Genomic DNA, 12,581 nt, shown 5'->3' with positions numbered 1-12,581 from the left:
CTACCGCTCTCCGTCCAGCTCGGAGTAGTGGCGGAAGATGCCGTTGGTGTTGAACGCCAATCGCCGCTCCGACGCGAGATAGGCAGCGATGTTCGGTCGCTTCGCCACCCGCTCCTGCAGTGCCCGCAGCAGGGGCAGGCGCGGCGTGAGTGCCTGCATCCGGCGCGGCAACATGTAGTCCAGCCCGCTCATCAGCTGGAACAGCGACAGATCCACGTAGGAGTGCTCGCGCAGTGCATGGCGGCCACCGTTGGCCGCCAGCACCTGCTCGAAATAGCCGAGGAACTTCGGCAGCCGCTCGCTGCGCAATGACGCCGCACGTGCGTTGGCTTCGGTCTTCTGTTCCTCGTAGTACTTCGACGCGGCAATCGGATGGTGGGTGTCGTGTACTTCAGCCACCAGGTCGGCAATGGTCAGCTGCAACTGCAGCGCCTGCATGCGCCGCGCCGCGGCCTGCGGCACCAGATCCAGGGTTGGGCCGAGAAAATCCAGGATCGCTGCGACCTGCGCGATGACCTCACGCCCCGCCTTGAGGAACGGGGGGGCGAACGGTTGCGCGCCCTCACTGTGGCCATCGAGAAAGGGCTGCATCGCGGCGTCGCCATGTATCCGCGCCATGTCGATGTAGTCGGCGCCAGCGTCTTCCAAGGCCAATCGTACGAATTCGCCACGTCCCTGGATGCCGGTCCAGTAGTACAACGCGTAGTGCATGACACGGTCTCCCCGCGACAAGATGCACAGCCTCGCGCAGCGCGCGCAAAGCAGGCGTGAGCGTGCCCTGCGTGCGGCGCCAACCCCAACGGCAGCGGAACACGCGGGGAACCCTCGGGAATCGAGAGGGTCACACCTTGTCCATGCAGATGGAAAACGAGGGACTGCATCATGCAGAGTGGAAAGGCGGTATGGCCCTGGGTGCTGGGTGTGGTGGTGATCGGTGGCGCGGGCGGTTGGCTGTTCCGCGATCAGCTCAAGAGCCTGGCGGACGGTGTCCCGGTGCCGGTGCAGTCGCCCCCCGCCAGTGCTGGCGCACCGCCACAACCGAAGGCGGCCGCAGAAACCGCACCGGCGCCGCCCGCCATCCAGCATCCGCTGGACACCGAAGCCGCGGCCGATCCCGCGCTGCCGAAACTGGCCGACAGCGATATCGCGGCCTGGAGCGCATTGAGCCAGCTGTTCCAGGGGGAGCGGCCGCTCACCCTGCTGCTGCGCGATCACCTGATCCAGCGCCTGGTGACCCAGGTCGACAATCTGGACAAGCCCAGTGTTCCGCCGACCGCATTGGCCGCGCGGCCTCTGCCGGGGAGCCTGCAGGTCGAGCCGGGCGAGGGCGGGGAACGCATCGCCGCCAGCAACGCCGCGCGCTATGCGCCCTATGTGCAGGCATTCACCGCGCTGGACCCGGCGGCAACGGCTACGGCGTACAAGCGCTTCTACCCGTTGATCCAGCAGGCCTATGTCGATCTTGGGCGGCCAGAGGGCTACTTCAATGATCGCCTGGTGGCGGTGATCGACCATCTGCTGGAGACCCCGGAGCCGCAGCAGGCGCCCCTCGTTCAACGCGATGAACGGGGCCGCTACCGCTTCGTGGATCCGGATCTGCAGGCGCGCTCGATTGGCCAGAAGGCCCTGCTGCGCATGGATGTGGCGCAATCGCGGGCGGTCAAGCAGCAGCTCCGGGCGATCCGCAGCGCGATCGCGCGCTGAGCGATCGCGGGCGCGGCCCGCCATGCGTAACTGATCCGGATCAACGCGCCGACCACACCCGCTCCGGCATGCTGGCCCCAGGCTGACTGGCCCCGGGGTGCAGTCGCAGCCACCCTTGAAACCGGGTGGTGCAACCGCATCTTTCCAGCATCGCCGGCACGGGCCGGCACTGACGACCGATGAGGATTCGCAATGCGGATGGACAAGCTCACCTCGCGTTTCCAGCAGGCGCTGGCGGACGCGCAGTCGTTGGCCGTGGGCCGCGACAACAGCATCATCGAACCGGTCCACGTGTTCAGCGCACTGCTGGACCAGCAGGGCGGCAGCACGCGCCCGCTGCTGGCGCAGGCCGGTGTCAATGTACCGGTGCTGCGCGAGCGCCTGGACGAGGCGCTGGACGCGCTGCCGAAGGTGTCCGGGCAGGCCGGCAACCTGTCGATCGGCAATGATCTCAACCGCCTGCTCAACCACACCGACAAGCTGGCCCAGCAGCACGGCGATGCCTTCATCGCCAGCGAGTGGTTCGTGCTGGCGGCGCTGGAGGATGGCGGCACGCTTGGCATGGCGCTGCGCGCCGCCGGTGCCGACAAGGCGCGCCTGCAGTCGGCGATCGACAAGCTGCGCGGCGGCGAGAACGTGCAGTCGGAGAACGCCGAAGAGCAGCGCCAGGCGCTGGAGAAGTACACCATCGACCTGACCGCGCGCGCCGAGAGCGGCAAGCTGGACCCGGTGATCGGCCGTGACGAGGAAATCCGCCGCACCATCCAGGTACTGCAGCGCCGGACCAAGAACAACCCCGTGCTGATCGGCGAACCCGGCGTGGGCAAGACCGCGATCGTGGAAGGGCTGGCCCAGCGCATCATCAACGACGAAGTGCCCGAGGGCCTGCGCGGCAAGCGCGTGCTGTCACTGGACATGGGCGCGTTGATCGCCGGCGCCAAGTTCCGCGGTGAATTCGAGGAGCGACTGAAGGGCGTATTGAACGACCTGGCCAAGAACGAAGGGCAGATCATCCTGTTCATCGATGAGCTGCACACCATGGTCGGGGCCGGCAAGGCCGACGGTGCGATGGACGCCGGCAACATGCTGAAGCCGGCGCTGGCGCGCGGCGAGCTGCACTGCATCGGTGCCACCACGCTGGACGAGTACCGCAAGTACATCGAGAAGGATGCCGCACTGGAACGCCGCTTCCAGAAGGTATTCGTGGGCGAGCCTTCGGTGGAGGACACCATTGCCATCCTGCGTGGGCTGAAGGAGAAGTACGCCCTGCACCACGGCGTTGAGATCACCGACCCGGCGATCGTTGCTGCGGCCACGCTGTCCAACCGCTACATCACCGACCGCCAGCTGCCGGACAAGGCCATCGATCTGATGGACGAGGCCGCCTCGCGCCTGCGCATGGAGATCGACTCCAAGCCCGAGGAACTGGATCGGCTGGAGCGGCGCGTGATCCAGCTGAAGATCCAGCGCGAAATGCTGAAGAAGGAGAAGGACGATGCCTCGCGGCAGCGCCTTGCCGATCTGGAGAATGACATCGAGGTGCTGGAGCGTGAATTCTCCGACCTCAATGAAATCTGGAAGTCGGAGAAGGCCGCGCTGCAGGGCGCAACAAAGATCAAGGAGCAGGTGGAGCAGGCCAAGCTGGAGCTGGAAGCCGCGCAGCGCCGGCAGGATTTCGCCAGGATGAGCGAGATCCAGTATGGGCTGCTGCCCCAACTGGAAAAGCAGCTGGCGGCTGCCCAGGAAGCCGAGCACAAGGACTTCAAGCTGGTGCAGGACCGGGTGACCGATGAGGAGATCGCCGAGGTCGTGTCGCGCTGGACCGGCATCCCGGTGAACAAGATGCTCGAAGGCGAGCGCGACAAGCTGTTGCGGATGGAAGAGGTGCTGCACAACCGCGTGGTCGGCCAGGAAGAGGCGATCAAGGTGGTGTCCGACGCGGTGCGTCGCTCACGCGCGGGCCTGTCCGACCCGAACCGGCCTGCCGGCTCGTTCCTGTTCCTGGGCCCGACCGGCGTCGGCAAGACCGAACTGTGCAAGTCCCTGGCCGAATTCCTGTTCGACAGCGCCGACGCGATGGTCCGCATCGACATGAGCGAGTTCATGGAGAAGCACAGCGTCGCCCGCCTGATCGGTGCGCCTCCGGGCTACGTCGGCTATGAGGAAGGGGGCTACCTGACCGAAGCCGTGCGTCGCCGTCCGTACTCGCTGATCCTGCTCGACGAAGTCGAGAAGGCGCATCCGGACGTATTCAACATCCTGCTGCAGGTGCTGGACGATGGCCGCCTGACCGATGGCCAGGGCCGCACGGTGGACTTCCGCAATACCGTCATCGTGATGACCTCGAACCTGGGCTCGCACCAGATCCAGGACATGAGCGGTGACGACAGCCCGGAGGCCTACATGCAGATGAAGGCCGCGGTGATGGGGGTGGTGCAGGCGCACTTCCGTCCGGAGTTCATCAACCGCCTCGACGATATCGTGGTGTTTCACCCGCTGGACAAGCAGCAGATCAAGCAGATCGCGCGCATCCAGATGCGCGGGCTGGAGAAGCGGCTGGCCGAGCGCGGCCTGAAGCTGGTGGTGTCCGATGCCGCGTTCGACCTGCTGGGTAATGTGGGCTTCGATCCGGTGTACGGCGCACGCCCGCTGAAGCGCGCGATCCAGTCGCAGCTGGAGAATCCGCTGGCACAGAAGATCCTGTCGGGCGCCTTCGCCAACGGTGACACCATCGAGGTCGGCAACGACGGCGGTCACCTGGTGTTCGCCAAGGCCTGATGTCGGCCGGGTTCCCGCCCATGGGGGCGGGAACCTGCGGGCTGCCGGGCAGGTCCTGATAACCACAGGTTACGGGCTCATCGCCAGCGGCTCTCAGCGTGCGCGGTGGGGTCGCCTATCGTGCAGGTTTCCCCGGATGGAACCTGACGCGATGAGTGATCCGCAGTGGCAACTGGAAACCCTGGCCGTGCACGGCGGCTACCGGCCCGACCCGACCACGCGCGCAGTGGCGGTGCCCATCTACCAGACCGTGGCCTACGCCTTCGATGACACCCAGCACGGCGCCGATCTGTTCGATCTGAAGGTGCAGGGCAACATCTATACCCGCATCATGAATCCCACCACCGACGTGCTGGAGCAACGTCTGGCCGCGCTGGAAGGCGGGATCGGTGCGCTGGCGCTGGCATCCGGGCAGGCTGCGATCACCTATGCGATCCAGACCATCGCCGAAGCAGGCGACAACATCGTCGCCGCCAGTGCGCTGTATGGCGGCAGCCTCAATCTGCTGGCGCATACGCTGCCGCAGTATGGCATCCAGGCGCGATTCGCCGATCCGGCCGATCCGTCAGCCTTTGCTCCCCTCATCGACAACCGAACCAAGGCCGTGTTCGTGGAGTCGATCGGCAATCCACGCGGGAATGTTACCGACATCGCCGCGATTGCCGAAGTCGCCCATGCCGCCGGCGTGCCATTGATTGTCGACAACACGGTTGCCACGCCTTTCCTGCTGCGCCCATTCGAGCATGGCGCGGATATCGTGGTGCACTCGCTGACCAAGTACCTCGGCGGCCATGGCAACAGTCTGGGGGGAGCGATCATCGATTCGGGCCGCTTCGACTGGACGGCGCAGCCACAGCGTTTCGCCCGTCTCAACCAGCCGGACCCGAGCTATCACGGTGTGGTCTACACCGACGCCCTCGGCCCGGCCGCCTACATCGGCCGGGCGCGGGTGGTACCGCTGCGCAATACCGGCGCGGCACTGTCGCCGTTCAATGCGTTTCTCATCCTGCAGGGCATCGAGACCCTGGCCCTGCGCATGGAACGGATCAACGCCAACGCGCTGGCCGTGGCGCAGTATCTGAAGCAGCATCCCAAGGTGGCGTGGGTGCGCTATGCCGGCCTGCCGGATGACCCTGAGCATGCGGGCGCACAGCGTTACCTGCGTGGGCAGGGCTCGGGCGTGCTGACCTTCGGTCTCCCTGGCGGACGTGAGGCCGGTGCCCGCTTCCTGGACGCACTGAAGCTGTTCACGCGGCTGGTCAACCTGGGTGACGCCAAGTCGCTGGCCACCCATCCGGCATCCACCACCCATCGCCAGCTGGATGCCGATGAACTGGCCCGCGCAGGGGTCAGCGAAGACACGGTGCGGCTGTCGATCGGCATCGAGCACATCGGCGACCTGCAGGCCGACCTGCAGCAGGCGCTGGCCGGCGCCTGATAGCCAGGCGCTTGGTCGTCATCGCCAGTGGCGATCACCACCGCCGCCGCGATGCGCTACGGTGGAGCTGCCTCTCCAAGGCGTGGCACTGGTGTTACCTATCCCCGGTCGATGCGGGTCGACCGGGGATTTTTCATGGCAGCCGCCGGGCATGGCCCGGCGCTACGCCATCCGCCCTGCCTCACACCACCGGAATGCTGTGCTGGCCGAGATTCCGGTAGGGCGGGGTGGACATGATCATCTCCGCCAGCGAATAGGCCAGCTCGCGCTCGGCCATCACCGTGCCATCGGCGCCATGTTCCAGCAGGTGCTTCACTTCAGCATCGCTGTGTGCCCGTGCCAGCAGGGTCAGCTCGGGATTGATCGCGCGCAGTTTGGCCAGCGCTTCGCCGGCTTCCAGTGGCTGCGGAATGGCCAGGACGGCGATCTTGGCGCGCTCCGGGTGGGCCTCGGCCAGCACCCGGTCGGCCGCGGCGCTGCCACGGATCGCCGCGAGGCCACTGGCATGTGCACGCTCGACATGGTCCTTGTTGTCATCGATCACCAGCACCGGTACGCCGCGGTCGCGCAGCACCTGCGCCAGCTCGCTGCCGACGCGGCCGTAGCCGATCACGATGGCGTGGTCATGCAGGTCGCGCGAGGGCCCGGTGGCTTCTTCCGGCTCCGGCGCCTGCGGCAGCTGCTCCTGCTTCGCCTGCCAGCGGTCGAGCAGGCCGAACACCAGCGGGTTGAGCATGATCGACACCAGTGCACCGGCCAGCACCAGCGACTGTCCTTCCTTCGGCAGGATCTGCAGCGAGACACCGAGGCCGGCGATGATGAAGGCGAACTCACCGATCTGCGCCAGGCTGGCCGAGATGGTCAGCGCGGTGCTGCTCGGGTGGCCGAACGCACGCACAATGAAGAAGGCGGCGGCGGACTTGCCGAACATGATGATCAGCACCGTGGCCAGTACCTGCCACGGATGCTGCACGACGATGTTGGGGTCGAACAGCATGCCCACCGAAACGAAGAACAGCACCGCGAACGCATCGCGCAGCGGCAGCGAATCATGCGCCGCCTTGTGGCTCAGTTCCGATTCGTTGAGCAGCATCCCGGCGAAGAACGCGCCCAGCGCGAAGGACACGCCGAACAGCATGGCCGAACCGAAGGCCACGCCCAGTGCGATCGCCAGCACTGACAGGGTGAACAGCTCGCGCGAGCCGGTGCCGGCGATGCGTTCGAGGATCCAGGGAATGACCCGCCGACCGACCACCAGCATCACGGCCACGAACAGGCCAAGCTGCACGAACGTCCAGCCCAGATCGGCCAGCACGCTGCCGACGGTGTGGGTTTCCTTGGCCGCATCGGGGCCGAACACGCCGGCGAGCACCGGCATCATCACCAGTGCCAGTACGCAGGCCAGATCCTCCACGATCAGCCAGCCCACTGCGATCTTGCCGCGCATGGTCTCCAGCAGGCGGCGCTCTTCCATCGCCCGCAGCAGGACCACGGTACTGGCGGTGGCCAGCGAGAAGCCGAAGATCACCCCATGCAGTGTCGGCCAGCCCATCAACCACGCCACGCCCCAGCCGAGCAGGGTGGCCACTGCGATCTGGCCGATGGCACCCGGGATGGCGATGGCCTTGACCGCCATCAGGTCCTTCAGCGAGAAGTGCAGGCCGACGCCGAACATCAGCAGCATCACGCCCAGTTCGGCCAGCTGGTTGGCCAGCGCCTGGTCGGCGACGAACCCCGGGGTGAATGGCCCCACGCAGATGCCAGCAACCAGATACCCGACCAGGGGAGACAAACGCAGCTTGTTGGCCAGCGCGCCGAAGATGAAGGCGAGCCCCAGGCCAACGGCGACGATGTTGATCAGGTCGGTGTCATGGTGCATCGGCACTCGCAGGGTTCGGGGAGGGGGATGTCCCGATTTTCACCCAAGCGGCCAGATGCAGCAAACCCGGCAGGTGGAACGGATGGTTTGAGCAGTACAGGGCCGATCCCTTCTGCCGGAACAGAAGGGATGCAGGTTCCACCGCGCCGCCGGGCGTGGCCCGGCGTTACCGGTGCCGCTTACCAGGTGTACCTGATACGCCCGTACACATACGCGCCGTTGAAGCCGAACGGCGAGTAGTTGCTGTACGGCAGCATGCCGAAGGTCGAGTTCTGCAGGTCCGCCGTCCGGTCCGGATACTTGTCCAGCAGATTGTCCGCGCCGACGGTCAGGGTCCAGTTGCTGCTCGGCTTGTAGCTGGCCGAGGCATCCACTACCCAGGCATCACCGTAGGTCTGGTCACGCAGCGCGGTGGCCGAATTTCGCACGGTGAACTTGCCGTAGCGTGTGGCCGCCAGGCCCAGCTCCCAATGATCCGAGCGCCAGGTGCCGCTGAGGATCGCCTTGTCGCGCGGATAGCTGTCCTCGATGCGGCCGATCTCATCGCGGCCGATCAGCGACTGCGAGATACCCAGCGTCGGGAACACCGACGGAGACCCGTTCACCCGCTTCACTTCGGTTTCGTTGTAGCTGTAGGCCGCCGTCAGCTCCAGGCTGCTGGCACTGAAGGGCACGGTATAGCTGGAGACGAAGTCCACGCCGCGCGTGCGCGTGTCCAGTGCGTTGGTGAAGTACGAGAAGGCCGTCACCTGCGGCAGGCCCAGCCCGCCCAGCAGCGCGGCGGCAGCCGGCGTGGTGGTGATGTTGGAGGACAGCGCGATGCGATCGTCGATGTCGATCTGGTATGCATCGACGGTCACGTACAGGCGGTCCACCGGCTGCAGCACCAGGCCCAGGCTGTAGCTGGTGGAGGTCTCGGCCTTCAGTGGCGAGGCGCCCAGCGCCTGTGCGGCCGGGCTGGTGGTGGGGAAAGTGCCGCGTTCGAAGAAGTCACCGTTGATGATGGTGCTGGTCACCGCCTGGTAGCCCTGCTGGCCCAGCGATGGCGCGCGGAAGCCACTGGACGCGGTGGCCCGCAGCGCGACCTTGTCGGTGAACGCGTAGCGTGCCGAAAGCTTGCCGGAGAAGCGGTCACCGAAGTCCGAATAGTCTTCGTAGCGCCCGGTGAGGCCGGCGGAGAACTTCTCGGTCAGGTCCGCTTCCAGGCCGGCGTAGACCGCATAGTTGTGGCGGTCGGTATGCACTTCATTGGTCGGGGTGAAGCCGGCGAAGCCCTGCGCGCCGCTGCCGGTGTACGAATTCAGCTCGCCCGGGTTCTGGTCCCACTTCTCCTTGCGGTACTCACCACCGAAGGACAGCGTCACCGGATAGGCCAGGCCCCAGTCCAGCGACTTGGTCAGGTCGGCATTGAAGATGTCCTGCTGGTACTTCAACGTGCCGTCGTAGAACGAGCTCGGGCTGGCCGTACCCAGGCTGTAGTTGATGGTGTTGCGGGTGTGGAAATCCAAGGTGTTCTCGCCGTGGTTCAGGCTCAGGTCCCAGGTCCAGCCGCTGTCGGTGCTGCCCTTGACGCCGGCCACCAGCGAGCGGTCCTTGGAGTACTGGTTGATCTGCGGCACGAAGCCGTCGGGATAGACCTGGGCCAGCAGGGCGCCCTGCCCACTGTGGTTGCGCGAGCGGTAGAACGCGAACGAGGTGATGTCGCGGTTGCTGAGCAACGCGCTGGCGTAGCCGGTAACGCGGTCGCTGAAGTCGAAGCTGGCGTTGGCCGAGGCGGCGGTCGCATCCACGCGCGGATCGCCGACCACGAAGGTCGTCTCGCCGATGCCAGGGAAATTGCCGGTGTTCGGTGTGCTGCCCTGGTAAGGACCGGCGCGGTTGCTTTCATCCTGCTGGCTGATCTGCCCGGCCACGTGCAGGCGGCCACGGCCGCTGCCGAACTCCACGCCGGTATCGCCGGAGAGCTGGTACTTGTTGCCATCGCCGGCCGAATACTGGCCGTAGTCGACGGCCAGGCTGCCGCCGCTGCCGCTGCCCTTGAGCACGATGTTGATGACGCCGGCGATGGCGTCCGAGCCGTACTGCGCCGAAGCGCCGTCGCGCAGCACTTCAACGCGCTCGATGGCGGCGATCGGAATCGCATTGATGTCCACCGCCGACGAGCCGCGGCCGATGCTGCCGTTGACGTTGATCATGGCGGAGGTGTGGCGGCGCTTGCCGTTGACCAGCACCAGCACCTGGTCCGGTGACAGGCCACGCAGCTGCGCCGGTCGCACGCCGCTGGTGCCGTCGGTGAGGGCCGGGCGCGGGAAGTTCAGCGAGGGCAGGGCACGCGACAGCGCGGTGGCCAGTTCGCTGGTGCCGGTGGACTGCAGAACCTCGGGGGTGATGATGTCGATCGGGGACTGCGATTCGGCGACCGTGCGGTCGGCCACGCGGGTACCGGTGACGATCACGGTGTCCAGTGTGTTGGCGGCAGTACCGCTCTGCTGAGCGGCGGCGAGGAACGGAGAGCCACCGAGTGCGACAGCGACGGCGGCGGCGATCAGGCTGGTCTTGCGGGTCATCGGGACGGAACTCCGGTTGGCGGGGACGGCACCGGTATCGACATCACGAGGTGAAGCGGACGACGGTTGTTGCGGTGCGCAAAATAGGAATTAACGGGATATTCAGTGCCTGTCAAATGCCGGCCATCGGAAAAAACGTTGCAGCAGCAACCATTTAGCCGCGATGGGCATCATCATGAGAGGGGCCCGGGACACGTGCGGTGAGGACGTGGGAGAGAGGAAACGCCAGCCGCTGCGCATCCCGGGGCGCGTCAAGTATTCGTTAACGCTAGAATTGCGTCGCAGGAACAGTGCTTACCAGCACATTCCATCCGGTTATATGGACCCCTCCCCCGATGATTTCGCTTCGTAATTTCGCCTTGCGCCGCGGCGAGCGGCTGCTGTTGTCCAACGTCGACCTGACCCTGCATGCCGGTTACCGGGTGGGCGTGGTCGGCCGCAACGGTGCCGGCAAGTCCAGCCTGTTCGCGGCGGTGAAGGGCGAACTGGAGGCCGACAAGGGCGACGTCGACCTGCCCGGCAAGGTCCGCATTGCCAGCGTGGCCCAGGAAACCCCGTCGCTGCCGGATCCGGCGTTGAGCTTCGTGCTCGGTGGCGATACGGAAGTGGCCGCCGTGCTGGCCGAAGAGGCCGATGCGACCGCCCGTGAAGACTGGGAGGCGGTGGCCAATGCCCATACCCGGATGGCCGAGATGGGCGCCTATGACGCCGAAGCACGTGCCGGCAAGCTGCTGCACGGCCTCGGATTCCCGGCCGAGACCCACCACCGCGCGGTGTCCTCCTTCTCCGGTGGCTGGCGCGTGCGCCTGAACCTGGCCCGCGCGCTGATGATGCCCAGCGACCTGCTGCTGCTCGACGAACCGACCAACCACCTCGATCTGGATGCGGTGTACTGGCTGGAACAGTGGCTGCTGAAGTACCCCGGCACGCTGCTGCTGATCTCGCATGACCGCGAGTTCCTCGACAACGTCGCCACCCACACCCTGCACCTGCATGGGGGCGGCGCCAAGCTGTACCCGGGCGGCTACACCGATTTCGAGCGCCAACGTGCCGAGCAGCTGCGCCAGCAGCAGATCGCGCACGAGAAGGAACAGGCCGAGCGGGCCCATCTGCAGAGCTTCATCGACCGCTTCAAGGCGCAGGCCAGCAAGGCCGCGCAGGCGCAGAGCCGCATGAAGCGTCTGGCCAAGCTGGCCGGTACCGAGGCCGTGCGTGCCGAGCGCGAGTTCCGTATCGAGTTCGCACCGCCCGCCAAACTGCCGTTCTCGCTGATCCGCCTGAATCATGTCGAGGCGGGCTATGGCCAGGACGCCGTGATCCTGCACAACGTCGGCTTTGGTCTGGAAGCGGGACAACGCATCGGCCTGCTCGGCCCCAACGGCGCCGGCAAGACCACCCTGGTGAAGACCCTGGTGGGCGAGCTGGCACCGATTGCCGGAGAGCGCATGGCCCATCCGGACCTGAAGATCGGCTACTTCGCACAGCACACGGTCGAGTCGCTGCACGAAGGCCAGTCGCCGATGGAGCATTTCCGCGAGATCGCGCCGGATGCGCCGAACCAGTCGTTCCGCGATTTTCTCGGCAAGTGGAATTTCCCGGGTGATCGTGCATTCGAGCCGGTCGATGGCTTCTCCGGTGGTGAGCGTGCGCGCCTGGCGCTGGCGCTGATCGCCTGGCAGCAGCCGAACGTGCTGCTGCTGGACGAACCGACCAATCACCTGGACCTGGAAATGCGCGAGGCGCTGGCCGAAGCGCTGGCAACCTTCGAAGGCGCGATCGTGATGGTCTCCCATGATCGCCACCTGATCGGCCTGGTCTGCGATACCTACTGGCGCGTGGCCGATGGCGTGGTCGAGCCGTTCGACGGAGATCTCGACGCCTACGCTGCGTGGCTGCGCACCCGTCCGCAGGCGCAGGGCACCAAGGCGCGCATGGAGCAGGTGGAAGAGCCGGTAGTGGTCAAGACCGCACCGGTGGCGCAGGTCGTGCGGAAGAAGCCGGTGAATCCGCACAAGCTGGCCGCGGCGGAAGCCAAGGTGGCCGAGCTGGAAGCCGGCCTGGCCGAACTGGACCGTCAACTGGCGGACCCGGCCAACTATGCCGACAGCACCCGCATGGCCGTGCTGGGCCGTGATCGCGAAACGGCCGCTGCGCAGCTGGAAAAGGCTGAAGCTGCCTGGATGGAACTGCTGGAGTCCTGATGGAGGGCGCCGGG

7 protein-coding genes are annotated in these 12,581 nt (G+C 66.2%); 4 read left to right on the top strand and 3 right to left on the bottom strand.

All coding sequences use genetic code 11. The features are described 5' to 3' along the window. The gene (locus N8888_RS14650) at nucleotides 1-711 is read right to left on the bottom strand and encodes a glutathione S-transferase (RefSeq protein ID WP_263175442.1); all 711 of its coding nucleotides are present in this window, start codon (nucleotides 709-711) and stop codon (nucleotides 1-3) included. A 171-nt stretch (nucleotides 712-882) separates the two neighbouring features. On the opposite strand from N8888_RS14650, the gene N8888_RS14645 reads away from it, so the two are divergent. The 3 genes from N8888_RS14645 to N8888_RS14635 all read left to right on the top strand — a co-directional run bounded on the left by N8888_RS14645 (nucleotide 883) and on the right by N8888_RS14635 (nucleotide 5,920). Continuing rightward, nucleotides 883-1,704 (top strand): DUF3014 domain-containing protein, encoded by an 822-nt coding sequence (locus N8888_RS14645; RefSeq protein WP_263175441.1) that lies wholly within the window; start codon nucleotides 883-885, stop codon nucleotides 1,702-1,704. Between the two features lie 192 nt (nucleotides 1,705-1,896). Further along, nucleotides 1,897-4,482 (top strand): ATP-dependent chaperone ClpB, encoded by a 2,586-nt coding sequence (gene clpB, locus N8888_RS14640; RefSeq protein ID WP_111187257.1) that lies wholly within the window; start codon nucleotides 1,897-1,899, stop codon nucleotides 4,480-4,482. A gap of 151 nt (nucleotides 4,483-4,633) precedes the next feature. Beyond that, the gene (locus tag N8888_RS14635; protein ID WP_065182586.1) at nucleotides 4,634-5,920 is read left to right on the top strand and encodes an O-acetylhomoserine aminocarboxypropyltransferase/cysteine synthase family protein; all 1,287 of its coding nucleotides are present in this window, start codon (nucleotides 4,634-4,636) and stop codon (nucleotides 5,918-5,920) included. A 181-nt stretch (nucleotides 5,921-6,101) separates the two neighbouring features. Here the strand turns inward: N8888_RS14635 and ybaL are convergent, their stop codons facing one another. Together ybaL and N8888_RS14625 are read right to left on the bottom strand one after the other, a co-directional pair. Continuing rightward, the gene (gene ybaL / locus N8888_RS14630; protein ID WP_053519386.1) at nucleotides 6,102-7,799 is read right to left on the bottom strand and encodes a YbaL family putative K(+) efflux transporter; all 1,698 of its coding nucleotides are present in this window, start codon (nucleotides 7,797-7,799) and stop codon (nucleotides 6,102-6,104) included. Between the two features lie 179 nt (nucleotides 7,800-7,978). Further along, on the bottom strand, nucleotides 7,979-10,366 hold the full coding sequence (locus N8888_RS14625; RefSeq protein ID WP_263175437.1) for a TonB-dependent receptor plug domain-containing protein: 2,388 nt from the start codon (nucleotides 10,364-10,366) through the stop codon (nucleotides 7,979-7,981). Nucleotides 10,367-10,701: 335 nt separating this feature from the next. On the opposite strand from N8888_RS14625, the gene N8888_RS14620 reads away from it, so the two are divergent. Then, nucleotides 10,702-12,567, top strand: coding sequence for an ABC-F family ATP-binding cassette domain-containing protein (locus N8888_RS14620; protein ID WP_263175436.1), 1,866 nt, complete (start codon nucleotides 10,702-10,704; stop codon nucleotides 12,565-12,567). Nucleotides 12,568-12,581: the final 14 nt, after the last annotated feature.

Origin of the sequence: Stenotrophomonas maltophilia (assembly GCF_025642255.1) — a bacterium.
GTDB classification, from domain to species: domain Bacteria; phylum Pseudomonadota; class Gammaproteobacteria; order Xanthomonadales; family Xanthomonadaceae; genus Stenotrophomonas; species Stenotrophomonas maltophilia_P.
This window is presented reverse-complemented; position numbering and strand designations above follow the sequence as displayed.